The following is a 24,807-nucleotide window of genomic DNA, read 5'->3' as shown; positions in this document are numbered from 1 at the left end:
CCGGCTGTCGCCCACCCGGTCGCACTCCGCGAGGGTGCCGTCCAGCAGGACATAGTCGGGGGCGGCTTCGCGCAGGATCCGCAGGAGCCCGGGCGCGCGGTCGGCGAGCAGGTCGATGACGGCTGCCGTGTAGGCGTGGGCGGTGCCGACGGAGATGCCGAAGCCGGCTGCGAGTTGGGCGAGGGTGTCGTGGCGGCGCAGGTACACCAGGCCGACCAGCGCACGCTGGTGCGGCGGGAGTTTGCACCGTCGGTCACCCTCGCGGGTGACGATGAGCATGGTTACCCACTCGACCAGGGCGTGCGGCAGGTCGAGTGCGGCAGAATACGGAACCAACGCGGCTCCTGTGCCTGTGGGTTGAGACTTCGAACACCTCCCCCAACGGCACGGGAGCCTCGTGCGTTGCGCACCCTGTCGGCGTCACCCGATCGGTGGCCGAGCTGAAAACGCTCACTGAACACGGGCTCGGACGTCACGACAGCGAACGCCCACGGGCCTGCCCCATAGCCTCGCCCACCCGTGTTCGCCGCCTGCCGCCCGGCTAATGAAGCCGAGCTCAGGCCAGCTCCCGTTACAGAACGTCGCAGATCACCGGTTCTGAACAGCTTCTCAACTCATCGGCCACGCGCTGCTCATGCGGCTGTGGCTGTCGGGGTCGGGGCCTGTCCAGCAGCGAATCGCCTGACAGGCCCCGATGGCTGTTGGTCAGGGGCTGTCCTCGCCGCCTCCGGTGCCGCCGTTGGCCAGCCATTGTGCGTAGGCGATCGCGGCCAGGCGGGCCGAGAAAGCGTTGTCACGGGCGGTGGCGGTCGTGGCGGTGGCGGTGCCTGCCGCTGCGGTGAGACCCGAAGTCGGCGTGTACATCGCCTCGTTGAAGACCGACCCGCTGGGGGCCGAGGCAACGGCGAAGACGGGGTGTGCCGTTGCGCCGGAGAAGGACGTCGAGATGTAGTCGCCGACCATGGTGCCCTGCGTGGTGCTCGCCAGCCAGGAGTGGGTCATCGGACCGGCCAGCTGGGTCGGCGCCGTCCAGGTGCTGCCGCCGTTGGTCGAGGAGACGTATCCAACGTCCAACTGGCAGGTGGCGGCGGTGCAGTTGGCGACCGGGTGGTAGTAATACGCCAGCGCCAGGTGTGCGGTGGTGCCCGAGGTGGCCGGGTCGACGGCGAGGCCGGGGATGAAGTGGTCGACGGTGCTGGTCGTCGCGTCGATCGGGATGCGGGTCACCGACGACCAGGTGGTGCCGTTGGTGGTCGTCGCCATCACGATGTCGTTGGAGGTGCACGAGCCCCCGCTGGCACGGAATCGGCAGTCCTGCCAGACGACGTACACCTTGCCGGCTGCGTCGATCTCGGCGGACGGCAGCGGTCCGCTGCGCAGGCTCCCGCTCACGGTGAAGGTGCTGACGGTGGCGATGGTGGTGGTCGAGGTCCAGGTACTGCCGCCGTTGGTGGACCGGAAGGCGAGGACCGACGTCTCGGAGGCGTTGGAGGCCGGGACGATCACCGTGCCGTTGGGCTGGACGACGGGCTGGCCGCCGAGGCCGGTGGCGTTGTTGCCGGTGTTCTTCGAGGCGCCCCAGGTGAGACCGCCGTCGCTCGACGTGGTCATCTTCAGGCGGTCGCCGTCGCCGTTGTTGTCGTACTCGGTGTAGCAGTTGCCGTAGAAGGCGCTCGTGGCGGTGTTGTCGCAGACGATCCAGTTCTTGTCGAGGCTGGAGCCGGTCGCGGTGATGACGGGGTTGCTCCAGGTCAGTCCGCCGTCGGTGGAGCGGCTGGTGAAGACCTCGGGGACGGTGACGGACGAGGTGATGGGGATGGTGGAGATCAGCCAGGTGTTGTGCTTGGCGTCGTAGGCCACCGCCGGGTCGCTGACCCGCTGGAAGGTGCCGCCCGCCTGCGTGGTGATCCCGGGCAGGAAGCCCTTGGTCCAGGTGGCGCCGCCGTCGGTGGACGTGGAGAAGCCGACGTTGGAGGAGCCGCCGTCGTTGAAACGGCCGACCTGGAAGGCGGAGACGATCGTGGAACCGTACGAGAACGTGTCCGGCTCGACCTCCGTGGCGTGCTGGCTGGTGGAGTTGGTGTACGGGTCGGTGCTGATCTGGGTGAGGGCGGGCGCGGCGGTGGCGGTGCCGGTCGATACGACCAGCGCGCCGGCGGCCAGGGCGGCGGTCACCAGGCTGGGTCTGGCCAGGCGGCGGAGCAAGGATGCCAGGGACATGATCCGTTCCCTTTCCGAGACGGGACACGTCCGTCACCGGTGCGCTCTGCGGTGACCGCCGAGTAGGGCCCCGTACACGTCCGCGGGGTTGGGGCGGGAGAACCGGCCGAACCGAACACCGAGCAGAACGTGCGGGAGAGCGATCGCCACTATCCCGAGTCGGACATGGGCATGTCAATCAAGGATTGGTGCTTTTCTGGCGATCTAGGCTGCAGTTCCTCGCCGGCGGTTCCGCTCACCGACTACTGGGTCCGCAGGCATGACGCAAACCCAGCCACCGCGACATCAAGTACCAGTCTCTGTCCTTGATGTCGCGGTGCCGGCTACTGCGGTGATGGTGGCCAGTGGACGAGCCGGTGCGGTCCGGCTGCGGGCGGGATCGAGGCCCTCAAGGAGGGTGAGGTGGTAGTGGCGGGGCTGTACTGGGTGGTGGCCCGGAAGAGGCCGCTGTAGGCGTCGGTGGAGTTCTGCGGGGCATTGGTGTTGGTCTCGACGAGGATGGGGCGGACGCCGGGGCCGTCGCTGGTGAGGCCCTCCTAGTCGCCGAGGAAGTGGCCCCAGCCGGCGTAGGGGGCCTGGAGCCAGTCGAAGACGCGGGAGACGCGGCGTTCCGTCGGATGGTCCTCGCCGCCACGGGGGAAGGCCAGCAGCCAGGCGGCGGTGGGCAGGGTGGGCCGCGCTCAACGAGTTCCACGGGATGCACGTTCCGGCGCCGCTCCAGGTCGCTGATCACGTCGGGCAGGATTCTTCGCGGGACGCCCTGCTGAAGGAAGTTCTCGCGCTCACCAGGCTCAACTGGAACTCGGCCGCACTGGGCGGACTCCTGCCGATCACGATCAAGTTCTCTGGGCTGGTCGGCGAGATCATGAGGGAGATCCCTGCCGACCGGGAGCCGCTGCCTCAATTCAAGTTCCATATCTGAACGCACAGGTGTGGCCCATGGGCAGCGCGGGACGTGGTCGGAAGCCAGCCCACCTCATGACGGAGGTCCGTTCGACGGTCCCGATCAAAGCAAGGTCAGGGCCTCTGTACGCCCTGCGCGGGGTCAGTGCTGTGCCGGGGGCCGATGTCGTCGAGAAGCCCGTCCGGAGCGTCCAGGGCGTTTCGCGCCCGGTCGGCGAAGGCTTAGAGCTTCTCTTTGAGTTCGGGGGCAGCCGTCGACACCGCTCGCGAGCGTTGGCCGAGCACTGGATCGTCGTACGCGCGCTTGACGTGGATCAAGTAATACGACCTGGCGTTGTATGTGGCAGTCGTCGCAAGTTCCACGATGACCTCGACCAGGTCTGAGACGCTGCGTGGTCCTTCGATCATGACGATGGGGCCGGTGGCGCGCACTGCCGGCAGGAGCGCGGATACCTCCTGCCACGCGGTGTCGAGTTCTTCCGGAGAATGGTCTCCCTGGACCGAGGCGTAAGACATCGACGAAAGACGTCTCAAAGCTGCTTCCTGGTGGGCCGTGATGGCTTCGAGGAATCTGCTGTACACCTCGCGTCGCCATTGCGAGTGCTGACTGCGTCCACCTGGCCGTAGCCACTGAGAGGGCGCCGGGCTCCCGGCCCCGGCCTTCAGCCCTTGCCGAAGTGCACCGCGGGGAAGGCGCCCGCTGCCCTGAGGGTTTTGGAGAAGCCGCCGGCCAGTTCGGTGAGGCGTGCGGTGGCGGCCGGGCCGAGGTGGTCGTACGGGGCGGCATCGAGGCGGTCGGTGAGCACCTCGGTCTCGCCGCGCACGGCCGTGCCCGCCTGCGTGAGGTCGCCTGCCTCGTCCAGCAGGCCGCGCTCGCGCAACTGGTCACGGGCGGTGTCCCATTGCTGTGCGGACCACCCGCGGGTCCGCATGAACAGCGCCGATGTCGGTGCCGTGCCGGTGGCGTTGTGCAGGACCAGCGCCTCGATGCCGGACAAGCCGGCGATCGCCAGGGCGGCGAGGTGACCGTCACCCCGGTGTTCGCGCAGCAGTGTCGCGGCGTGCCACAGGGCCAGGTGCGGTTCCTCGGGTACGGGGAGATCGGCGTTGGCGGCGTACAGCGGCCGCGCCTCCCGGCGGCAGGCTTCGGTGGCGTGCAGCGCCAGTTCGGCCGCCTCGGTCATTTCCGTGGATGTGAGGGCCTCCTTGCCGAGCAGCCGCTGCAGCGTCCGGTCCGCGCCGCGCAGCCGCGCCGTGAGCACTTTCTGGGGTGTGGTGACGGTCCACGCGGCGGGGATGTACCGCTGCACGTGCTCGTGGTTGAAGTTGTAGAACGTCGCTGTGACGGTGCCCGCGTCGACGGCCCCGAGCGGTGCCGCGCGGCCCGCGAAGTAGATCGAGGCTCCGCGCTCCAGCCCAAGTGCCGCGAGTTCGTCCCCCGGCTCTGGCGCGAAGTACACGGATGCGTGCAGAGGGCTGACGGCGTTGTGGCAGCGGCGGCCTGTGCTCGCCTCGAAGATGGTCATGCTGTGGCTCCGGTTTCGGTGATCAGGTGCGGTCGTGCGGCCAGGGGTACAGGGCGCATCAGGCTTCGTTCGTGGGTTCGTGGTGGGGGCGGTCGGTCAGTGCGGCCGCGGTCTGGGTGAGGTGCTGGGTCAGGACCTGGGCTGCGGTGTCGGCGTCGCGGGCCAGCGCCGCCTCCTCCAGTCGGCGGTGCTCGGCGGCGCCGTCCCGGTCGGGGTTACGGTGGGCCGACCAGCGGCGGGCCAGCTCGCTCGCGGTCCACAGCCGGTCGAAGGTCTCCAGCAGGACGAGGTTGCCGCACCCCTCCAGCAGCGTGCGGTGGAAGATGCGGTGGGCTTCGGCCCAGGCGCTGCTGTAGTGCTCGCCCTCCTCCGCCACGTACGCCGGGGTGCGGGTCAGACGGTGGTGGGAGGCTCGTACGCGGGCTTCCCAGTCCACATCGCCGCGTTCGACGGCCATGCGCAGCATGACCGGTTCGATCGTCCGGCGGGCCTCCGCGATCTCCTGCCAGCGGCGGTCGGAGTAGGCCGGGACGGCGAAGCCGCGGTTGGGCAGCCGGTCGGCGAGGCCCTCGCCGACCACCCGCACGAGCGCCTCACGCACGACGGCCAGGCTCACGCCCTGCTCTTTCGCGAGGTCCTGGGGTTTGAGGGCATCACCGGGGGCGTGGTCCCCGCGCATGATCGCCTCCCGCAGGTGTGTGTAGACCTGCTCGGAGAGCATCTGCTTCCCCGCCGAGGGTGAGGTGTGAGTCGTCTGGGTCATGCCCACACAATAGACGATCTGGGCAATAATCGATTATCGGTGTTAGGGTCGATCTCGATGGTGAGCGGAAGCGTGACCACGTCACCTCCTGGCGCCGCCACGGCGGGACCTCCGCTGGCCGCATCACCACCACTCCACAGCACACTTGAGAGGCACGACACCATGAGCTCCAACGACCCCTTTGCCCGTCTCCCCGAGGCGGCCTCTTTCACCGTTGTCAGCACCACCGTCACCGACGGCGCCACCTGGTCGATCGAGCAGTACTCCGGCCTCTCCGGCGTTCCCGGCGGGAAGGACGTCTCTCCGCAGCTTTCTTGGAGCGGCGCCCCGGAAGACACCAAGAGCTACGCCATCACGGTCTACGACCCCGACGCCCCCACCGGGTCCGGGTTCTGGCACTGGGCGGTCGCCGACATCCCCGCCACCGTCACCGAGCTGCCCGAAGGTGCCGGCGATGACATCGGCTCGGGCCTGCCCGGGGGCGCGTTCCAGCTGCCCAACGACGCCCGCGCGGCCCGCTTCATCGGCGCGGCCCCGCCGGCCGGACACGGCCCGCACCGCTACTTCACCGTGGTGCATGCCCTCGACGTCGACACCATCGGCGTCCCCGCCGACGCCACCCCGGCCGCCCTCGGTTTCACCATGGCCGGCCACATCCTCGGCCGCGCGGTCCTGACAGCCACCGCTGAGACTCCCGCCTGAAGAACAGCCAGGAGGCCCGCGCCGAGCGCAACCGGCCCCACCTGGTCAACGTCCGGCGCCAGGCGCTGAGGACCGCGGCGAACCAGCTGGCCATTGACACGCCTACCTCGCCCATGACCTTTCTCGTAGAGCCCGGTTCGGGCTCGTGGCCTCCGGGGCCCGGTATGACTCCTTGCCCCTGTCCTTGATGATCCGGGGGGTGCTGTCGCCGGTCCTGGCGGCACCGGATGGTCGCTGATGGAAGCGGGTCCGCCGACAGGCAGGCCTGCGTAATGTGGCTGCCGATCTCCGGTGCCCGGGCGGGCCACCGGTTGTGACTCCGGGGAGGGAAAGCCCGGTGACCAGCAACGACTTCACCTCGATCGATGTGTTCTGCGCCCTGGACGTGGGCAAGTCCACCCACCACGGCACGGCTCTGCTGGCCGACGGCCGTACGACCTTCGACAAGCCGCTGCCCAACGGCGAGCCCCAGCTGCGAGGGCTGTTCCTCCGCCTCAAGCGCAAGGGGAAGGTCCTGGTCGTGGTCGACCAGCCGGCCTCCATCGGCACCCTGGCGGTGACCGTCGCCCGCGCCTACGGAAGCAGAAGTCGCCTATCTCCCGGGCCTGTCGATGCGCCGGCTGGCCGATCTGCACCCCGGCACGGGCAAGACCGACGCCCGCGACGCCTACGTCATCGCCGACGCCGCTCGCACCCTGCCCCACCTGCTGCACTCCATCGACCCCGACGAGAGTGTGCGGGCCGAACTGAACATGGTCCTGGGCCACGACGACGACCTCGCCCAGGACGCGGAAACGGCAACGACCCACCAGCGTGTGCGCTTTGGCACATTCAGGCAGGTCGCATGGGGTTTTCGAGCGAAAGAGGCGCCGGTGTCCGAGGTGTGCGGCACGGTCGGTATTTGGTGACGTGTGTCGCCAACCGGACTTTGGCGAATGGCCTTTGAACTGCGGAAACGCGTCAGAAGGGCAGCGCGGAAGTCAGTGCATCGCTCGAAAAGAGAAACAGCCAAAGGGGCCGTGTGCGTTTTGACGTGAACGCAAAAGCTCCCGACCTGTATTTCTGCAGGTCAGGAGCTTTTCCCGGAGTGCCCCCGGCAGGATTCGAACCTGCGCACACGGCTCCGGAGGCCGTCGGCTTCCCAGCCATTTTCGCAGGTCAGACGCTTGCCTGACGGGCCGTCATGCTCGCCGTCCCGCGCATGTCCCGCGGAAATAAAATGCCCAGTTTGGTCGTCTTGCGTCGATCATTCCCTGCGGTGGTCGATCCATGCACCATGACGTAGATCACGGCTTCCTCGGCAAGCGTAGGGGTATACGTTGCGCCTCTCAATCGAACAGCCAGGCTCGTCCGGAGTGCGCGGGCGGGCCAACGGGCCAGTTGTGCGCGGGGGTTGATGGGGGCGCCGCTCCCTGTGGTGTCGGGGCGCACGGTGGCTGGCGGGTCCTGCCGGTTCTCGTCCGGATGTCCTGGGGCATCCTTCCTCGTCTCGCCGAATGGCAACGCACAAATACGCGAATGAGGAATGATGGGCGTGGCGTCCCGGGCGGATACCACCCCCTTGTGTGCCACTAGTATGATACTCGGGTCAGATCATTGCCATTGCCATTGCCATTGCCATTGTCGTGGCCTAGTGCGCCGGCGATCCGTCACGGAATTTTTATCCTAAAACGCGGATTCGAGGGTTGTGGCCCTGGGGGCGAAGGAGATTCCGAATGGACAGTGCTGTCGAATGTTGGGTGCGGATTACCGACTGGCTGAGGGAATACGCACCTGGTACCTATGCGCAGTTTTCGCCGCCGGCCACGTCGGCGGCGATCCATGAGGTCGAGCAGACGATCGGTTCGGTGATCCACCCTGACCTAAAAGGCATTCTCCTGGTCGACAACGGATGCGACAAGCTGGGCATGGATCGCACGACTCTGATAAGCCCGAACTACTGCGATGTGACGAATAAGGGTCTGGGTATTCTTGGTCTGACGCACATCGAGGCGGTCCATGAGCATATGATGTGGATTCACGACAACGCGGTCGAGGAGGGTGCCGCTGATGAAGATGAACCCCTGTGGAAGCCCTCCTACGTTCCCGTCACATCTGAATGGGACGGATTTTACGGAACTTTCGTCGACTCGGATACCGGCAAGTTGGGAAGCTGGTCCGAAGGCGAGACGACGAAGCTTCATCAAAGCTCCCTGGCAGACCTTCTCACGGATTCTTTCGAGCAGCTTCGTCACGCCCACTTGAATGACGAAGGATTTCCGAAGGTCGACAACGGGTTCCTCGTGTGGAACAAATACTGAACATCAACACGAATGTGCGGCCCCTGTGAATCATTGCGGGGCCGCACATTCCTTTTCTTTACAGGGTGAACCCGTTCAGGTCCAGCCAGTATTCGTCGCCGTCCAGGAGCCGGTTCTTGATGCTGAACCCGCTCGCTCCGCCGAACGCGGACATGGAGCCGGAGTTCTGACGCGATGACATGCTGGAGCGCCCACACCCCTCGTGTCAGGTCGGCATGGGGAAGTCCTTGCGCAGGTCGATGTACCACGAGCCGTCGGCCCTCTTGCCGACGAAGGTCTGTACACACTCGTTGCCGTTGGTCGTCACCGGGTTGGTACCGCCGATACTCGCTGGCGTTCCTCCGCTCTGGTAGGTGGCAGCGAAGGCGATCTCGTCACAACTGACGGTGTCCGATGCGGATTGCAGTACCGTGCCCGGACCATTAGCGGGAAGGTACGGCTGGAAATTATTTACGGTTCTTCCACAGATGGTTTCCCGATTGACCGCCCGCTGTGTCTTGGTGGGGTCGGGAGGGGCCATCACCTCGTTTCCGAGGTACTTCAGCGGCTGCCCCTGCCCCTTGAGCCCGAAGTGGCTGGGAAGCTTGTGCTGCATCAACCAGGCATGCGCAGCCGCCGCCGACCACTTCTTGCTGTTCATGACATACGTCGGCTTGTCCCAGCCGAAGACACAGCCCGGCGTGGTCTTGACCTTCGTGTCGCAGCGGATGGTGAGGGGGTCCTTTTCCGCGACGGCGTCGTCGATCGTGGGGGAACCGTTGAGGGAGGCGTTGGCCTTCCAGTAAGGCGTGATATCCCCTTTGATGCCCGTCGTTCCGCCCTGACCCCAGGTGAGATCTCGAGTATATGTGGCGGTGTGCGAGTTACCCTTGGTCCAGGTGTCGGACCCTGCCCACTGCGCTGTGCCGACTGAGCAGTATCCGCGGCATTCCGCGTTAAAGATGAATCGCGCCGTTTCGATTGCGGCAGTCGTGGAAAGGAGAGCGACTCTCGCTTCTTCCTTGATGGTGGCGGAGTTTGGATCCGTGTGGACACTCAGACGTACGCTGAACGTGGCGCTTCCGATGTACTCGCCGTCGCTGGCGTCGTACGCGGAGATTGTGATGTCGTCGTACGCACACGCCGAGGTGCGGTTGTAGGTGATGGACTGCTCCGTCACCGAGCGGCCGGTCGCGCCCGGGCTGGGCAGGCCCTAATGGAGGAGGGGCTTGAGAGGTCCGTTGGGCGGGCGGAGTTGTTCCGGCTCCATCATGCGGGTGCGAGATGCGGCAGTCCGAGCGCTGTGACAGCGTCCGCCAGCTTCTTGTCGTAGGTGACGAAGCCGTCCAGCTCTCGGTGCAGAGGGGCGGCTGTTGCGAGGTGGATGGCGTCCAGGGTGCCGAGTCTTTGCATCTCGAAGCCCGCGGCGCGGGCCAGGACGTCGTCACCGAGGACGATCTGGTCAATCCCGGTGAGCGTGTTGCCGACCAGGAACGGCACGCGCTGCCGGTCGACACCGGCTCGCCGGAACGTGCGCGCGATCTCCACCCCGGCCAGCTGGGAGGTCACCAGGCGGCCGTCGACACCCAGCGCTGACCGCCAGCTGCGAAGCGCCTGCGTCTCCGCCTCCTGCTGTACGAACTTCAGCAGAGCGCAGGTGTCCATGTAATAGACGCTCAACGCGTGCGCTCCCGGTCGCGCTCGGCGATCAGCGCATCCGACAGCGAGGGCAGCTCGGCCAGATCGCTGATCAGCTCGGGCAGTGCGCCCGGATTCACTGCACGACGCACCTGGCCGGTCGCCATCAGCTGGTCCAGGGCCGACGTGGGCTCTTCGGCGGGTGACATGCGGATGACAGGCTTGCCGTGCTCAGTCACGACGAGCGTCTCACCAGCGCGAACCCTCGCTGTGACTTTCGACGGATGGTGGTTCAGCTCTCCCAGCGGAATAGTCTCCATGACGTAAAGGTACACAAATAATGTACACAGTGGGAGGTTGTCGTGAGGTTGGGATCGGCGGCCCAGCCCGGGGCGTAGAGAATCGTCGGCAGGACGTCCAGCCCGTGTGTGGGCCGCGATGTGCGGCCTGCGCTTTCGACCCGTTAGGTAGGCATTTCGTACAACAGTGCCACGCTCGCCTGCGGGAATTCCTTGAGGATCAGCCCGCTCACCCGGGCGAAGAGCGGGCGGTGACCCGGCGGAATCGCGTCGGTGTACTCCTGCATACGGTCCATGTCCCAGGGTGGTCCTCCCGCGGCAGCTCCCGCTGCGGCTCGGCCGGTCGTGCCCGAGCGTCGCGTGGCTGATCGGGGCAGATGGAGAACTGGAACGCGAGTATCTAGGGTCAGCACGTGGCTTTCATCATGGTGTGCGAAGACGACGCGGCGGTCCGCAGCATCCTCAAGCGCGCCCTGGAGCACGACGGCCACACCGTCTCCGTCGCCGCCACGGCCGACAGCCTGCTGCGGCAGCTCGCACCGGCGCCCCAGCTGGTCGTCCTGGATCTCGGGTTGCCGGACGCCGACGGTCGCGATGTCTGCCTGGCCCTGCGGGCTCGCGGCGTCGACGTGCCGGTGTTGATGCTCACCGCCTTGGACGGCCTGCATCACAAGGTGGGCGGCTTCGAGGCCGGCGCCGACGACTACATGACCAAACCCTTCGACATCCCGGAACTGCTGGTCCGTGTCCGGGCGCTGCTGCGCCGGGCCACCGTGGCGTCCGCACCGCACGAGGTCGTCCTCGATCCGGCGAAGCACGTGGTGACCTACGATGCGGTGAGCATGAGCCTGACCCCGACCGAGTTCCGGCTACTGGGCCGCCTGATCGCCTCGCAGGGCGACGCGGTACGCCGCCACGCCCTCGTCGCCGCCGGCTGGCCGCACGGGGCCCAGGTCAGCGACAACACCCTCGACTCCTATGTGCGCCGGCTGCGGACCAAGCTCGGTCCGCTGGGCGTGGCCGAGCGGCTGGCGACCGTCCGCGGCGTGGGCTACCGATGGCAGTGACGGGATTCCGCCGAAGCGTCGTCGCGCTCACCGTGCTGATCGCCACCGCAGTGGTCGCGATCCTGGTGGTGGTTTCGCACGTGCTGCTGAGCAGGGTGACGGATGCCGACGCGCACGATCTGGCCCGTACGCGCGCCGAGGCGGTCGCGGCGAACGTCAGCGTCAAGGGCGGCCGTGTCGTGCTCACGGAGAACAGCAGCGAGGCGCTGGACGAGGTCGCCTGGGTGTATGCCGATGGCCGTCTTATCGACGGGGACGTGCCGCCGAGCGTGGTCGGGCGCGTCGAGGAGCTGGCGGACTCGGGGCGATCGCAGACCGCGACCGTCGGCGACTACCTCCTGTTCGCGCGGCCGGTTCCGACCGGCGGCCACCACGTCATGGTGATCGTCCAGGTGGACCTCACGCCCTACGAGACGTCCGAGCAGCGCAGCCTGACCTTGTCGCTGATTCTGGGCGGCCTTACGATCCTCCTCGCCGGCGGTGTCGCGCACCTCGTGGTGCACCGCGCGCTGCGCGTCGTGCACGAGATGGCCGCCCTCGCCGACGACTGGGGCCATCACGAGCCCGGGCGCCGTTTCAACCTCGGAGTCCCCCGTGACGAGTTCGGGGAACTGGGACAGACCCTGGATCGCCTCCTGGAGCGGGTTGACAACGCGCTGGCGGACGAGCGCCGGCTCACCGACGAGATCGCCCACGAGCTGCGGACACCGCTCACGGTCCTGCGGGGCGAGGCGCAGCTGGCGCAGCTGTCCGGCGAGCAGGTGGTGCCGGAGGTGGTGCTGAGCGAGGTCGACCGCCTCAATGCGGCGATCACGACGATATTGCGCGCAGCGCGCGCACGGACGGACGAGGGGACCCGGTGTGATCTGCGCTCCGCCGCGCGGCAGGCGATCGGCAGCCGCGCGGTCGAGGTCGCCTTCCCGGCGAAGGTCGAGGTGGCTTTGGCGCCCGACGTCGCTGTGTCGCTGCTGTCACCCCTGCTGGAGAACAGCCTGCGGCATGCGAAGTCCCGTGTGTGGATCACCGCGCGCAGCCAGGGCGAGGCCATCGTGGTGGATGTCCTGGACGACGGCCCAGGGTTCGATCCCGCTGAGGTCGACCGGGTCTTCGAAGCGGGCGTGACCGGCGGCGGCGGGTACGGGCTGGGGCTGCCGGTGGTCCGGCGTATCGCTGCCTCGGCCGGTGTGGAGGTCCGGGCGATCGCGGACGGCCGCGGTCACGTCCAGGTGACACTCCCGGCCGCGAAGGCGGCCACGTAGTCAGGTTGCTTGCAGGTTCCCTCCGTAAGGCTCCCTGCATGACAACGACAACGGAAGCACGCCCACGCAGCGGGCGCCTCATGCTCAACAAGGTCCCCGAGGTCACCATCTGGTTCTGGGTGATCAAGATCCTGTGCACCACCGTCGGTGAGAGCTTCGCCGACTGGATCAACATGAAGCTGGGCGTCGGCCTGGTGAACACGGCCTGGATCTTCACCGCGGTGTTCGTCGTGGTCCTGGCCGTCCAGATGCGGCTCAAGCGGTACGTCCCGTTCCCGTACTGGCTGACCGTGGTCGTTGTCAGTGTCACGGGCACCCTGTACACCGACATCCTCACCGACCAGCTCAATGTGCCGCTGTGGATCAGCTCCGCCGTGTTCTCGGTTCTGCTCGCCGTGGTCTTCGGCGTGTGGTGGCTGCGCGAGCGCACCCTCTCGATCCACTCGGTCACGACGCTTCCGCGTGAGTCGTTCTACTGGCTCGCGGTTCTCGTCACCTTCGCGCTCGGCACCGCGACCGGGGACTGGACCCTGGAGCTCACCGGCTGGAGCCCGGGCGCCTCGGTGATGCTGCCGCTCGGCCTCATCGCGGCGATCACGCTGCTGTGGAAGTTCGGCGCGAACCCGGTGCTGTCCTTCTGGCTCGCCTACATCCTGACCCGCCCGCTGGGCGCGAACATCGGCGACTGGCTCGCCTCCCCGAAGGTCGCTCAACCGGGCGAGCCGACCGGCCTCGCGCTGGGCACCTTCACCACCAGCCTGATCTTCCTCGGCCTGATCCTGGCCACCGTGGCCTACCTGACGGTGACACGCTCGGACGTGACCGAGACCTACGAGGCCGCCCACGCCACCCACGCCACCGGCGACCTGCGAAAGGAACGCGTCGGTCTGGCCGGCTTCGGACTGCTCGCCGTCGCCACCATGGGCCTGCTGATCTGGGCCCACAGCCAGCCGCACACCGGCCCGGCGCCGGAGGCCGACAACACCTCCGCCGTCCAGATGGCTCCCGGCCAGGCGGTGAAGAAGTTCCCGCCCGCCAAGGTCGCCGCGCTGAAGAACCTCGCCTCCACCTCGCTCAAGGACGCACGCTCGGGGAACGCGAAGGGAGCGCACACGGCCGCCCAGTCGCTGCGTGACCTGTGGGACGCCGACCAGGCATCGCTGCAGCCGCTGGACAACACCGGCTGGACCTCCATCGACGCCCAGATGGACAAGGTGCTGGGGACCTTCGGCATCGACCACTCGAATCCGCCGATGCCGCCTGCGCAGCAGGAGAAGGAACTGAACGCCCTCCTGACGGACATGGGCTGACAGACCCCCTGCGCCCGGCGACGGGTCGAGTGTGCGGGGCCGCGCCGAGAACCGCGCCGCCTCGGCACACGCCGACGAGCTGTGGTCAGTGCAGGCGGCCGTCTGTGTCAGCCCGGGCATGTCCGCGGACTCACGTGGGCGGTCGAAGCCGGCGTCTCAATGGCTTCGGCCGCCCGCTGTTCCTCCAAGCTGATCGAGGACAAGGCGCTTCATGAAAGGCGGTGTCCGATCCCGCGCGCCGTGCCGATGATCAGCGCGCTGCCGGCCTCACGCAGCTTCCGCCGCAGCCGGGTCAGGTACTGGTCCAGTGTGTTGTCACTGACCTGGGCACCCTCCGGCCAGCCCGCCGCGACCAGTTCGCGGCGCCGAACGACGCTCCCGCCCGCGGCCACGAGTGTGGCCAGCAGCCGGAACTCCGTGGGGGACAGGGCGACGGCCGTGCCGTGCACGGTGACGCGCTGGCCGACCGCGTCCAGAATCAGGTCCCCCACCGCGATCGCCGCGGCCGGCGCAGCCCGCTTCACGGACGCACGCAGCCGGGCGGTGAGTTCGGCCAGATGGAAGGGCTTGGCCAGGTAGTCGTCACCGCCTGCCGAGAACCCCGACAGCCGGTCCGCGAGCTGTTGCCGGGCGGTCAGGAAGATGACCGGGGCCAGGAAGCCGTTGGTGCGCAGCGCCTGGCACACGTCCCGACCGTCCGCGTCGGGCAGCTCGATGTCCAGGACAACCGCCGCGATGTCGCCGGTGGCCAGTCGCAGGGCGGTGGCACCGTCGGCGGCGAGGACGGGCTCGAAGCCCTCCTCGTACAGCCCACGGCGCAGCACGTCCAGCAGCACGTGATCGTCCTCAACGACCAATATCTTGTGACGCATGGTCTCCCTTAGGTGCTCCGGCCGGGCGGGTCGTGTCCGAGATGAGTGATTTGGGCGGCCAGTGGGCCATGGCCGACGGACACGCCGCCAGGCGGCCGGCGACGAGTCGTGCGGCATCGCTCCGCGTGGAGCGCGCCAGAGTCACCGTGGTGCCGTGCCCCAAGGGGAGCGCCCATCCACTGACAGCGCCCCTTTCCCTTGGACCACCTGACGTAGGTGAACGGGCGGATACGAATGACTACAAGGGTGTAGACGTTCGTTGCACTGTAGACGATCGGCGAGTGGAGGCGTTCCCGGGCTTGTGCACCCTTACCTGTCCGTCGGCTCGGCGGCGTCATGCAACGCGTCGGTCTTGTACACACGTCCGGGTAGTTCACGATGCTGTCGCCTCGGGGTGACCACTCAGGGTGCACGCGAACTGTAATCATCGGCTACTACTTGTGATCATCTCTTCGCTCTGGTGAGGTCTTGTGCTCTTGTGAAGGTTCGTCATGGCGACTCTCCCCTCCGCTCAGTCGGCCCGGGTGCCGCGCCCCTCGTCCGTCGCTCGGGTAGACCTCAGCTCCCTTGAGCCTTCGGTGGTCTCCCGGCTTCTGGAGAAGGCGCACGAGGCTCGGCATCTCCCTCCTGAACTGGCCGCCGAGGCGGCCGTCCGGGCGGGAAACGGCCGGCTGGGTGTGAAGGAGTTGCGTCTGCTCCTTCTGCGGTTCAAGGGATCTCGCCTCGCCGAGCAGGCGATGGCGTCGGCCTGGGCGGTGGTGAGGGCGAGGCCCGAGCTCGCGACGTCGGCCGAGAGCCGGTTCTTTGGCCCTGTGTGAGTGCGCGCGCTCGCCGTGGGGATGTCTAATGTGCTGGGTGCTTGAGCTGGCACAGGTCGCGCAGAACAGCGGCGGTGAACTCCGGGGCCTGGAAGGCCATCTGCTCGCCGCCCGGGCGCATCATAAAGTTCCGCAGGCGGACCGGATCCTCGCCGGTGCCGCGCAGCCGCCGCCGTAGACACGCAGGGTGAAGGTCACCGGACCCGGGGTGCTGGCCATGTCGTAGGCGGTCCAGCGTGTGCTCGATCCGTGCCCACGGTTTCACCGCTGATCAACGTTGGCGGGCGGCCGCACGATTCTCTTCGCCCATGGCGCCACGCTGTGCCTGCACGGTTGGCTTCCCCTGGCCGAGGTCCGCCGGGCGCGCTGACAGCAGGACCTCAGGCCGTCCGAGCCGCCGCGGCGGTTCGGCTACGAGAAGGAGAGGGGCAGAGAAGTGTCACCTGGTGACCACCGGGTGACTGCTGTCCGCCCGGCGATCTACCGGAGTCCAGGGAATGCTGGGGAGCGTCAGCGCGAGCGATCAGCCGCCGACACGCCGCGCGAAACACCCGAACCGCACCGGAAGGAATCTCACGCCATGACCGCGACCGCGCCCAAGGCCCCGACTGCACCAGGGGTGCGGTCCTGGTGGGGAATCCCGTACGCCGCCGCCGAGCGATACCGCCGCCCCGTGGTCGCGGATTTCGATCCGGACCGCCCTTATGACCGCAAGGGCGTCGTTGCTGTCCAGCCCGACAGCGGCGACTGGCTCGAAGCGGACAGCGGGACGGGCGAGGACTGCCTGAACCTGAACGTGTGGGCCCCCGAGCAGCCGGCAGGGAAGGCGCTGCCGGTGGCGGTGTACATCCATGGCGGCGGATTCGAGTTCGGCGCGAACACGCAGACCACCTCGAACGCCGCCGGTCTCGCCGCGTCGGGACGCGTGGTGGGCGTGTCGGTCAACTACCGGCTCGGCGCACTGGGCGCGCTCTCGCTCTCGCAGTACGGCGGGCGGCTCGCCGAGGCCAGCAACCTGGGCCTGCAGGACGTCATCGCCGCGCTCGCCTGGGTCAGGCAGAACATCGCTTCCTTCGGCGGCGATCCTGACGACGTCACCGTCTTCGGCCACAGTGCCGGCGCCTACTTGACCCTCGGGCTGCTCGGGACCTCTTTCGCGGACGGCCTGTACCGGCGGCTGGCCGGGTTCTCCGGCGCGCCCTCGCGTATCGTCCCGGCCTGGTGGGCGGAGGAGCTCGCGGAGCGGTTCGTCACCGAACTCGGTGTCGCGGGCAACCCCGACAAGCTGATCGATCTCGACGCGGCCTCCCTGGTGACCGCTCTGCGCACGGTCTGTCCGACGGATCTCGGAGTCCGGGGCGGGATGGACAACCGGAGTCTCGGCGTCGTTTTGGACGCCGGACAGCCCGGCGGGGTGCTGGGCGCCCACCCCCTGGACGTCCTGGCCTCGGGTTCGCATCGGGACATCGATGTCCTTCTGAGTACGGCCAGTGACGAGATGGGCTGGTGGGTGGCGAACGACCTCGACCGGTTCGACCCGCACACCGTGGACCGTGTCACCGACGAATTCGCGGGGTGGCGCATTCCCCGCTCCCGCGCCAAGAGGATCGTCGACGTCTACGACCAGGGCGGCCGTACCCCTGCCGAGGTCCGCGCCGCGGCCCTGACGGACTACATCTTCACGCTCCCCGCCGCTCGCGGTGCTCTGGCCCACGCCGCCGCTGGCGGCAACGCCCATCTCCTTGCGATCGGGCCCGCGGAGGGTGCGCCCGCTGTGCACGGCACCGAGCTGTACGCCCTCGTCGGCCAGGAACGGCCGGACCGCAGCCCCGAACAGGCCGACCGCGACACGCGTATCCGCGACATCCTCCTTGACTTCGTCACCGGCGAGCAGACCCGCCCGTGGCCCGCCGTCGCGGACCGCCCCACCTCGGGAAGCGTCGGCAACCATCCCTCCGAGCCCAGCGCCCACTACCAGGCGGTCCTCGACCTGTTCGAAAACATCGCCCGCCCCTGACCCTCACCGGGTGATCCGGAACAGCGCACCAGGGGGCGAATAGAGCAAGGAACTCGACATGAGCCAACCGACAGCAGCCGGTGACGCCGCACCGGCGACGATGCGGGCCGTCGTCGTCACCCGGCCCGGCGGCCTCGACGCACTGGAGATCCAGGATGTGCCGGTGCCCCTGCGCAAGCCTGGCTGGGTGCGGATCAGGGTGAAGGCGTTCGGCGTCAACGAGTCCGAGGTCTCCACCCGCAAGGGCGAGTCGGACGCGGTGGTCACCTACCCGCGGGTGCCCGGCATCGAGGGCGTCGGCGTGGCCGACGAGGCCGACGAGGACAGCGAGCTGCGGCCGGGACAGCAGGTGGCCACGATGATGGGCGGCATGGGCCGCTCGTACGACGGCGCATACGCCCAGTACGTGATCGTCCCCGCGGCACAGGTCATCCCGTTCGAGACCGGACTGCCGTGGGAGGTCGTCGGCGCGCTGCCGGAGATGTTCCAGACCGCCTACGGATCGCTGACCACCGGCCTGGACCTCAAGGCCGGGCAGAGCCTGCTGATCCGCGGGGGCACCTCCACGGTCGGGCTGAGCGCGGCCACGATCGCGAAGGACCTCGGAGCCATCGTGCTGTCCACCACCCGCAGCCCTCAGAGGGCCGGGGACCTGCGGGCGGCGGGCGCCGACCATGCCCTCGTCGACGGCGGCACGATCGCCGACCAGGTGCGCGAGCTGATGCCGGAGGGTGTCGATGCCGTACTGGAGCTGGTGGGCTGCTCGGTCCTCGCCGACACCCTCGGTACTGTCCGCCGGCACGGCACAGTCTGCTTCACCGGAGCCCTGGCGGGCGGGTGGACGATCCCCGATTTCAGCCCGTTCATGATCCCGGGCGGGGTGCGGCTGACGTCCTACGCCGGTCAGGCCGCCGACCTCCCGGCCGACGTCTTCACCCACCAGCTCCAGGCCATCGCCGCAGGGCGCCTCAACGTCCCGGTCGCGAAGGTCTACCACGGCCTGGAACAGGTCCGTGACGCCCACGCCGACATCGAGTCCGCCACCACGCCGGGCAAGCACGTCGTCGTCCTGGACGACTGAGACCCGGGCAACAGAGAATGGTAAGTTGATTGACTTGCCATCGCTGGGGTGCCGAGATTACCTTCACGGCGTCCGTGCCGAACCGAAGCGCGTACCCCGATGAACGTGGCGTCCGTGTCACCCGCCGACGATCACTCCAACTACACCCCGGAGAGCGGAACCCCTATGAGAATCCGACTGACCGCCGGAGAAACCGTCCTCAGCGCAATCCTCGCCGACAACGCGACGGCACGCGACTTCGCCTCACTGCTTCCGCTGACGCTGCAGACGGACGACCTGTTCAAGCGCGAGAAGTACGGTCACCTGCCCCGGTCTCTCGCAACGGGAGGCGAACCGCGGTTCAGCTACGAGGTCGGCGACATCGCCTACTGGTCACCCGGTCCCGACATCGCCATGTTCTATAACCACGACGGCCAGTCCATCCCCGACCCCGGCATCGTCATCCTCGGCACCATCGACGCGGGGGCCGATGCCCTCAAGAAGTACGACGGCGCGGTCGACGTCACCATCGAGGCCATCGACTGAGAACCCGGCCGGACACCACCGAGATCCTCAACCCAGGGGAGGAGGGGGGAGGGTCGGGGCCTCGCCGGCCGCGAAGGCGGCCGGGGTGAGACCGGTGCGGTCGCGGAAGAAACGGCCGAAGTTCGCGGGATCGGTGAAGCCGAGGTGGACGGCCACCGTCCGGGCATCCCACCGGGCAGCTTCCAGCAGGCGCCGGGCTTCCAGGAGGCGCCGCTCGTCGATGAGTTCACGTACCCCCTTGCCGGTGGCGTCCCGGGCGGCACGGCTGAGGGTGCGGACCGAGCAGCCGAGGAGCTCGGCGTAGTCCGCGGCTTGGTGCAGCTCGCGAAAGTGCAGCTCCAAGGCGTCCAGGAAGCGTCCGTACCTGTGGGCACGGCCCGTGCCGGCCGAGGCCGTGCCATCGAGGGCGATGTCCGGGGAGTTGGCCAGGCGCAGCAGCAGCGATTCGAGCAGGCTGCGCCGCAGGGCGTGGTGGATGTCGAGGGGGCGGCGCCCCAGTGCGCGGTGTTCGTCCAGGAGTTGGAGTGCCGTCTGCTGGAGCCAGGCGGTGTCGTCGGGGTGCGGGCTGAGCACGGCAGGGGCCTCGTGTGCGGTGAGCGGGGCCAGGAGACGGGCGAGGTCGGGCCGCAGTACGTCCGGTTCGAACAGGATGAACGGGCCGCGGGCCGCGCCGGGCGGATGCCAGCACTGCGCGTGCCCGGGACGCACCCACAGCCACTGGCCGGGCGCGACGGTCCGCGTGACGTAGTCGACGTCATGCCGCAGCTCACCCTCGGTGACCGCGATGAGGTAGTGGAAGGTGGCGCGGCCCGGACGGGGCGGGTTCCACGGCCAGTCGTCGTGCTGGGCGAAGAAGTCCTCGACGGTACTCACCTCAAGGCCGTAGGGAGTACCGACCGGGGGCTGGAAACCGTACAGCCGAACCGCGGCCGGTCCGGTCGCGGTGCCGCTCGGGTCGGGGTGTCGCTTGTCGACCATCACGTGTCCGCAGCCTACCGCCCTTCCGGTCGGTTTCGGCGGAAGGATGGGACGTGCCACCGCGCCCGAGCGGCGCGCTCTCCGTCTCCTTCGATGCCGCAGTCCGTCACTCCCTGAGAGGGCCCACCGCCCATGAACGCATCGACCCTGCACAAGACGGCCGCCGACTGTGCGGAGGAACTCCCCGGAGCGCAGCTGGAGCATCCCTTCGGCCCGGAGTGGGAGGTCTTCAAGGTGCGCGGCAAGGTGTTCATGCTGATGACCGAGGTCCCGGGGCGGCCCGTCGTGATCCTCAAGGCGGACCCCGGCGAGGCCCATGCCCTGCGGCAGCAGTACAGCCACATCACTCCCGGCTACCACATGAACAAGAAGCACTGGATCACCCTGGAGAGCGGAGAAGGCGTCGACGAGGAGCTCGTCAGGGAGCTCGTCATCGACTCCTACCGGCTCGTCGTCGCCCAACTGCCCAGAGCCGAGCGGCCTGTCGACCCTCACACCTACGGCACCGGCACGCGGGCGGCCCGGTGAGCGCGGCCGGTGACCGCCTTCAGGACACCGCCCGCCAGGCGGCCCTGGCCCTCCCCGACGTCAGCCACGGCTACCCCTTCACCCCGGGACTCGACGTGTACAAGGTCGCGGGCAGGGTGTTCCTGATCGTCACCGACGACCCGGACGACCAGATCATCACGGTCAAGTGCGAGCCCGAGCACGCCCGCGCGCACGTACGCGGCTACGCCTCGATCACACCGGGCCGCTATCTCGACAAACGCCACTGGATCTCAGTCGGGCCGGGACCCGGCATCACCCAGCGGCTGATCATCGACGCGGTCGAGGATTCCTACGACCTGGTCGCCGAGCGGCTGCCGCGACGCGGCCGCCCCAGTGCCCGATGAGCACCGCGAGCTTCCCCGCGAGCGGCTGAGCCGACGCCTGTCAGTGGCCCGTGCAAGGCTCGCCACGTCCGCACCCGTCCGTTTAGCTACCCGAGAGACCGATGGAACCGACCCTGCCGCTCTTCGGTGAGGAGCCCGCCCGGCCCCTCGCCGACCGCCTGCGCCCCACCCGGCTGGAAGATGTCGTCGGGCAGGACCACCTCCTTGCCCGGGACGCTCCGCTGGGCCGCATGGTCGCCCAGCAGCGCCTCGGCTCCGCCATTCTGTGGGGCCCGCCCGGTGTCGGGAAGACGACCATCGCCCGGCTCCTCGCGGACGCCGGCAACCTGGCCTTCGAACCGGTGTCGGCCACCTTCTCCGGCGTGGCCGATCTGCGCAAGGTCTTCGCCGCCGCACGAAGCCGACGCGGTATCGGTCAGGGCACCCTGCTGTTCGTCGACGAGATCCACCGCTTCAACCGTGCCCAGCAGGACAGCTTCCTGCCCTACGTCGAGGACGGCACGGTCACCCTGATCGGGGCCACCACGGAGAACCCGAGCTTCGAACTCATCGGCGCCCTCCTCTCCCGCACCCAGGTCCTCGTGCTCAAACGCCTCGACGAAGCCGCGCTGTCCACGCTCCTCGACCGCGCCGAGCAGCTCACCGGCCACCATCTGCCCCTGGACGACGACGCCCGCCGCGCCCTGATCGCCATGGCGGACGGCGACGGCCGCTACCTCCTCAACATGGCCGAACAGCTCCAAGCCCTCCCGGACACGGAAGCCACCCTCGACACCGCCGGGCTCGCCCATCACATCCAGCAGCGCGCCCCGCTGTACGACAAGGCGCAGGAGGGCCACTACAACCTGATCTCCGCGCTGCACAAGTCGATGCGCGGCTCCGACCCGGACGCGGCCCTGTACTGGCTCGCCCGCATGCTCGACGGCGGCGAGGACCCGCTGTTCGTCGCCCGCCGCCTGGTCCGCTTCGCGAACGAGGACATCGGCATGGCCGACCCGCACGCCATCCAGCAGGCCCTCGCCGCCTGGGACGTGTACGAGCGACTCGGCTCCCCCGAGGGCGAGTTGGCGATCGCCCAGGCCGTCGTCTACCTCGCCACCGCCCCCAAATCCATCGCCGTCTACCGCGGCTTCAACGCCGCACACCGATCAGCCCGGCACACCGGCTCACTCATGCCGCCCACCCACATCCTCAACGCCCCGACCCGGCTGATGAAGGACCTCGGCTACGGCAAGGACTACCAGTACGACCCGGACACTGCCGAGGGCTTCTCCGGTGACGACTACTTCCCCGACGACATGGACCGCGAGACGTACTACCAGCCCACCCACAACGGCTACGAAGCCCAGATCGCCGAGCGCCTGCGCCAGTGGGCCGCTCTGCGTGCCCGCCGGCAACGCGGCTGACCGGCCGACGCCCGCGAAGAATTATCACGGCCGGAGAAGCGAAGACAGCGCGCCACAGCAGGCGGTGACGCCGCACTGGTCGACGAGGAGCCCTCCGGGCCAGTCGCCGTCCGCCTGCGCGCCACCAAGCTGGAAGGCGTCGTCGGGCCGACTACGTCTTGCCGCCGGGCGCCGCTGCTGGGTCCGCATGGTCGCCCGGCTCCTCGCGGACGGCAGCGACATGGCCTTCGAGCCGGTGTCGCCGGCCTTCTTCGGCGTGGCCGAACCATCCCAGGCCACCGATGGTAAGTGGATCGACTTGCCACATGAGGAGTGGGGCGGTTACCTTCAGAAGGTAAGTTCATCGACTTACCTCGCGACTCGGCAAGGAACAATCACCATGAATCGTCTTGCGGGCAAGCGCGCCCTCATCACTGGCGGTACCAGCGGGATCGGCCTGGAGACTGCCCAGCGTTTTGTGGCGGAGGGGGCCGACGTGCTGGTCACGGGCGTCACCCCGGCCAGCGTCGACAAGGCGCGGCAGATCCTCGGCGACAAGGTGCCGGTCGTTCAGGCCGATGCGCGCGATCTCGATGCGCAGCGCGGCCTGGCCAAGCGGGTGCGTGAGCACTTCGGGGAGCTGGACGTGGCGTTCCTGAACGCCGGCGTCTCGGACTGGCGGCCGTTCGAGGACCACACGGAGGACAGTTTCGACCGGCTCTTCGACATCAACGTCAAGAGCGTCTTCTTTCTCACGCAGGCCCTGGTGCCGGTGCTGTCCGACTCTTCCTCGGTCATCCTCAACGCATCCAACAGCGCGCACGGCGGCTACGGGCATTCGAACGCCTACGCCGCGACGAAGGCGGCTGTCGGCTCCCTGATGCGGTCGTGGAACGCGGACCTGCTCAGGTCGCACGGCATCCGGTTCAACGCGGTCAGCCCCGGCCCGGTGAACACCCCGCTGTATTCGGGGGCCAAGCTCGGGATCGAGGACCCAGCGCAGCAGGCAGCGGTTCTGGAGGCGATCAGCTCCGGCATCCCGCTGGAACGCATGGGCATGCCCGGGGAGGTCGCGGAAGCCGTCGTGTACCTGGCCTCCGACGCCTCGGCCTTCACCGTGGGCCAGGACCTTATCCTGGACGGAGGCCAGACCGTCCTCTGACAGCGAGGATGCGGCTGGGAGACGGGCGAGGAGCGCGGGAATGTCGGTGGTGGATCGAGCGGAAACCGGTGGCGATACGTGCCAGGCCGGGTATGACGCGCAGACCAAAGCCGGGTATCACGCGCAGATCAAGGCGGAGAACCGCGCGCGCATCATCCGCGCCGCCCGCGACCTTTTCCTCGCCCGGGGATATGACAAGACCTCCCTGGCCCAGATCGCCAGGGAGGCCCGCGTCTCCACCGGCACCCTCTTCAAGCGGTACCCCTCCAAGGCCGCGCTGTTCGCGGCCGTCACTTCCGAGCAGTGGCAGCTGGACGTGGAGTATGCCGCACCGCCCCCGCCCGGCGATCCCCGCTACGGGCTGGACCACATCGGCCGCGACTATGCCTGCTTGGTCGCGCGGCCCGGCACGGCGGCGCTGTGCCGCCTGATCATCACCGAACTTCCCCAGATGCCGGAACTCGCTGACATCGTCGGCACCGGCTTCGCTATCGACCGCGGACCCTTCTTCGACCGGCTCCGCGACTACCTGGACGCCGAAGCGCAGGCCGGCACACTCGACTTCCGTTCCGCCGACGGACAGCCACAGCCGGTATCGGCCGTGGCCGAACAGTTCCTCGGCATGATCTGCAGCCAGCTCCTGTGGCCTCAACTCGTACGGACCGACTTCGTCCCGCCCGACCCCACCGACGCCGCGATCGTGGACGAAGCCGTCGCCCTCATGCTCAGCCGCTACCGCACCGGATCCTGAACCCCGGACTACCAGCTCACACTGCCAGGCCCCCCATAAGCGTCTCCTGGTCGTGAGTAAACAGACGGCACCTTCGGTGTTCTGTCTGCCTGGCGGCAAGCCCGATTCGGGTGAGAAGCCGCTGGACACATTGGTCCGGGAACTGGACGAGGAACTTGGGGTCCGGCCCCCTGAAACCGTCTGTCCTGGCCGATGTCGAGGCCGCGGCGGCGCCTGAGGGGGTGCCAATGAGGATTGAAGTGACCCCGTAGGCGCCAACACTTTCATTTTATGCCGCGAGGTCCAGCCGTTGATGGAAGCGGGTCCTTGCCTGGTACGGCGTGATGTAGCCGATGGTCGAGTGGAGCCGCTCCCGGTTG

The 24,807-nt window shown here is 68.2% G+C and carries 29 protein-coding genes and 1 pseudogene; 18 read left to right on the top strand and 12 right to left on the bottom strand.

Annotated features, from left to right (window positions below; genetic code table 11):
• On the bottom strand, positions 1-336 hold a 336-nt coding region (locus tag ACFWP5_RS42570; protein ID WP_384169850.1), incomplete at its 3' end, for a transposase family protein.
• Positions 337-705: 369 nt separating this feature from the next.
• The gene (locus tag ACFWP5_RS42565) at positions 706-2,220 is read right to left on the bottom strand and encodes a sialidase family protein (RefSeq protein WP_384169848.1); all 1,515 of its coding nucleotides are present in this window, start codon (positions 2,218-2,220) and stop codon (positions 706-708) included.
• 697 nt (positions 2,221-2,917) lie between these two features.
• On the opposite strand from ACFWP5_RS42565, the gene ACFWP5_RS42560 reads away from it, so the two are divergent.
• Positions 2,918-3,142, top strand: coding sequence for a hypothetical protein (locus tag ACFWP5_RS42560; RefSeq protein WP_384169846.1), 225 nt, complete (start codon positions 2,918-2,920; stop codon positions 3,140-3,142).
• A gap of 203 nt (positions 3,143-3,345) precedes the next feature.
• Here ACFWP5_RS42560 and ACFWP5_RS42555 read toward each other — a convergent pair whose 3' ends face one another.
• The 3 genes from ACFWP5_RS42555 to ACFWP5_RS42545 form a co-directional block, all read right to left on the bottom strand.
• Positions 3,346-3,705: a hypothetical protein gene (locus ACFWP5_RS42555; protein WP_384169844.1), complete on the bottom strand. Its 360-nt coding sequence runs from the start codon at positions 3,703-3,705 to the stop codon at positions 3,346-3,348.
• A gap of 80 nt (positions 3,706-3,785) precedes the next feature.
• Positions 3,786-4,649, bottom strand: a complete 864-nt coding sequence (locus ACFWP5_RS42550) for a hypothetical protein (RefSeq protein WP_384169842.1) — start codon at positions 4,647-4,649, stop codon at positions 3,786-3,788.
• A gap of 58 nt (positions 4,650-4,707) precedes the next feature.
• Positions 4,708-5,412, bottom strand: a complete 705-nt coding sequence (locus ACFWP5_RS42545) for a GntR family transcriptional regulator (protein ID WP_384169840.1) — start codon at positions 5,410-5,412, stop codon at positions 4,708-4,710.
• 162 nt (positions 5,413-5,574) lie between these two features.
• Between ACFWP5_RS42545 and ACFWP5_RS42540 the strand changes: the two genes are divergently transcribed.
• From ACFWP5_RS42540 to ACFWP5_RS42530, 3 genes and pseudogenes are all read left to right on the top strand, one after another.
• Positions 5,575-6,114, top strand: coding sequence for a YbhB/YbcL family Raf kinase inhibitor-like protein (locus tag ACFWP5_RS42540; protein WP_384169838.1), 540 nt, complete (start codon positions 5,575-5,577; stop codon positions 6,112-6,114).
• A gap of 337 nt (positions 6,115-6,451) precedes the next feature.
• Positions 6,452-6,935 (top strand): annotated as a pseudogene (locus ACFWP5_RS42535) (IS110 family transposase); the annotation flags it as partial.
• Positions 6,936-7,829: 894 nt separating this feature from the next.
• Positions 7,830-8,414, top strand: coding sequence for a hypothetical protein (locus ACFWP5_RS42530; RefSeq protein ID WP_384169836.1), 585 nt, complete (start codon positions 7,830-7,832; stop codon positions 8,412-8,414).
• 58 nt (positions 8,415-8,472) lie between these two features.
• Here ACFWP5_RS42530 and ACFWP5_RS42525 read toward each other — a convergent pair whose 3' ends face one another.
• The 5 genes from ACFWP5_RS42525 to ACFWP5_RS42505 all read right to left on the bottom strand — a co-directional run bounded on the left by ACFWP5_RS42525 (position 8,473) and on the right by ACFWP5_RS42505 (position 10,626).
• Positions 8,473-8,595, bottom strand: a complete 123-nt coding sequence (locus ACFWP5_RS42525) for a hypothetical protein (protein WP_384169834.1) — start codon at positions 8,593-8,595, stop codon at positions 8,473-8,475.
• A gap of 24 nt (positions 8,596-8,619) precedes the next feature.
• A complete protein-coding gene (locus ACFWP5_RS42520; RefSeq protein ID WP_384169832.1) occupies positions 8,620-9,573 on the bottom strand; it encodes a hypothetical protein in 954 nt (317 codons plus the stop codon).
• Between the two features lie 89 nt (positions 9,574-9,662).
• Positions 9,663-10,073, bottom strand: a complete 411-nt coding sequence (locus tag ACFWP5_RS42515; protein ID WP_384169830.1) for a type II toxin-antitoxin system VapC family toxin — start codon at positions 10,071-10,073, stop codon at positions 9,663-9,665.
• Positions 10,070-10,351, bottom strand: a complete 282-nt coding sequence (locus tag ACFWP5_RS42510) for a type II toxin-antitoxin system prevent-host-death family antitoxin (RefSeq protein ID WP_328829026.1) — start codon at positions 10,349-10,351, stop codon at positions 10,070-10,072. Before ACFWP5_RS42510 ends, ACFWP5_RS42515 begins: the two co-directional genes overlap by 4 nt.
• A 143-nt stretch (positions 10,352-10,494) precedes the next feature.
• A complete protein-coding gene (locus ACFWP5_RS42505; RefSeq protein ID WP_384169828.1) occupies positions 10,495-10,626 on the bottom strand; it encodes a hypothetical protein in 132 nt (43 codons plus the stop codon).
• A 117-nt stretch (positions 10,627-10,743) separates the two neighbouring features.
• On the opposite strand from ACFWP5_RS42505, the gene ACFWP5_RS42500 reads away from it, so the two are divergent.
• The 3 genes from ACFWP5_RS42500 to ACFWP5_RS42490 are packed head-to-tail and all read left to right on the top strand — an operon-like array spanning position 10,744 to position 13,966.
• On the top strand, positions 10,744-11,397 hold the full coding sequence (locus ACFWP5_RS42500) for a response regulator transcription factor (RefSeq protein ID WP_384169826.1): 654 nt from the start codon (positions 10,744-10,746) through the stop codon (positions 11,395-11,397).
• Complete coding sequence (locus ACFWP5_RS42495) at positions 11,388-12,656, top strand: sensor histidine kinase (RefSeq protein WP_384169824.1); 1,269 nt, start codon at positions 11,388-11,390, stop codon at positions 12,654-12,656. Before ACFWP5_RS42500 ends, ACFWP5_RS42495 begins: the two co-directional genes overlap by 10 nt.
• A gap of 38 nt (positions 12,657-12,694) precedes the next feature.
• Entirely contained in the window at positions 12,695-13,966 is a 1,272-nt protein-coding gene (locus ACFWP5_RS42490; protein ID WP_037752449.1) for a hypothetical protein, read from the top strand.
• 209 nt (positions 13,967-14,175) lie between these two features.
• On the opposite strand, the gene ACFWP5_RS42485 is transcribed toward ACFWP5_RS42490, so the two are convergent.
• Positions 14,176-14,838 carry a response regulator transcription factor gene (locus tag ACFWP5_RS42485; protein ID WP_384169822.1) on the bottom strand — a complete coding sequence of 221 codons (663 nt, stop codon included), beginning with the start codon at positions 14,836-14,838 and terminating at the stop codon, positions 14,176-14,178.
• Between the two features lie 491 nt (positions 14,839-15,329).
• On the opposite strand from ACFWP5_RS42485, the gene ACFWP5_RS42480 reads away from it, so the two are divergent.
• From ACFWP5_RS42480 to ACFWP5_RS42460, 5 genes are all read left to right on the top strand, one after another.
• On the top strand, positions 15,330-15,656 hold the full coding sequence (locus tag ACFWP5_RS42480; protein ID WP_384169820.1) for a hypothetical protein: 327 nt from the start codon (positions 15,330-15,332) through the stop codon (positions 15,654-15,656).
• A gap of 37 nt (positions 15,657-15,693) precedes the next feature.
• On the top strand, positions 15,694-15,834 hold the full coding sequence (locus tag ACFWP5_RS42475; protein WP_384169818.1) for a hypothetical protein: 141 nt from the start codon (positions 15,694-15,696) through the stop codon (positions 15,832-15,834).
• Between the two features lie 402 nt (positions 15,835-16,236).
• Positions 16,237-17,673, top strand: coding sequence for a carboxylesterase family protein (locus tag ACFWP5_RS42470; RefSeq protein ID WP_384169816.1), 1,437 nt, complete (start codon positions 16,237-16,239; stop codon positions 17,671-17,673).
• A gap of 58 nt (positions 17,674-17,731) precedes the next feature.
• Complete coding sequence (locus ACFWP5_RS42465) at positions 17,732-18,754, top strand: alcohol dehydrogenase catalytic domain-containing protein (protein ID WP_384169814.1); 1,023 nt, start codon at positions 17,732-17,734, stop codon at positions 18,752-18,754.
• A 165-nt stretch (positions 18,755-18,919) separates the two neighbouring features.
• On the top strand, positions 18,920-19,279 hold the full coding sequence (locus ACFWP5_RS42460; RefSeq protein WP_384169812.1) for a cyclophilin-like fold protein: 360 nt from the start codon (positions 18,920-18,922) through the stop codon (positions 19,277-19,279).
• A 27-nt stretch (positions 19,280-19,306) separates the two neighbouring features.
• Here the strand turns inward: ACFWP5_RS42460 and ACFWP5_RS42455 are convergent, their stop codons facing one another.
• Entirely contained in the window at positions 19,307-20,260 is a 954-nt protein-coding gene (locus ACFWP5_RS42455; RefSeq protein ID WP_384169810.1) for a helix-turn-helix domain-containing protein, read from the bottom strand.
• Positions 20,261-20,389: 129 nt separating this feature from the next.
• Between ACFWP5_RS42455 and ACFWP5_RS42450 the strand changes: the two genes are divergently transcribed.
• From ACFWP5_RS42450 to ACFWP5_RS42425, 6 genes are all read left to right on the top strand, one after another.
• Positions 20,390-20,785: an MmcQ/YjbR family DNA-binding protein gene (locus tag ACFWP5_RS42450; RefSeq protein WP_384169807.1), complete on the top strand. Its 396-nt coding sequence runs from the start codon at positions 20,390-20,392 to the stop codon at positions 20,783-20,785.
• Positions 20,782-21,150 carry an MmcQ/YjbR family DNA-binding protein gene (locus ACFWP5_RS42445; protein WP_384169805.1) on the top strand — a complete coding sequence of 123 codons (369 nt, stop codon included), beginning with the start codon at positions 20,782-20,784 and terminating at the stop codon, positions 21,148-21,150. The genes ACFWP5_RS42450 and ACFWP5_RS42445 overlap by 4 nt, the downstream gene beginning before the upstream one ends.
• 101 nt (positions 21,151-21,251) lie before the next feature.
• Positions 21,252-22,556 carry a replication-associated recombination protein A gene (locus tag ACFWP5_RS42440; RefSeq protein ID WP_384169803.1) on the top strand — a complete coding sequence of 435 codons (1,305 nt, stop codon included), beginning with the start codon at positions 21,252-21,254 and terminating at the stop codon, positions 22,554-22,556.
• Complete coding sequence (locus ACFWP5_RS42435; protein WP_384169801.1) at positions 22,534-23,697, top strand: SDR family oxidoreductase; 1,164 nt, start codon at positions 22,534-22,536, stop codon at positions 23,695-23,697. Before ACFWP5_RS42440 ends, ACFWP5_RS42435 begins: the two co-directional genes overlap by 23 nt.
• Positions 23,698-23,737: 40 nt before the next feature.
• On the top strand, positions 23,738-24,448 hold the full coding sequence (locus tag ACFWP5_RS42430; protein WP_384169799.1) for a TetR/AcrR family transcriptional regulator: 711 nt from the start codon (positions 23,738-23,740) through the stop codon (positions 24,446-24,448).
• Between the two features lie 52 nt (positions 24,449-24,500).
• Positions 24,501-24,665, top strand: coding sequence for an NUDIX domain-containing protein (locus ACFWP5_RS42425; protein WP_384169797.1), 165 nt, complete (start codon positions 24,501-24,503; stop codon positions 24,663-24,665).
• The last annotated feature ends 142 nt before the right edge of the window (positions 24,666-24,807 follow it).

The organism is Streptomyces sp. NPDC058469 (genome assembly GCF_042721125.1).
GTDB lineage: Bacteria > Actinomycetota > Actinomycetes > Streptomycetales > Streptomycetaceae > Streptomyces.
Note: the sequence above shows the minus strand (reverse complement) of the source record. Positions and strands in the feature narration are given on the sequence as shown.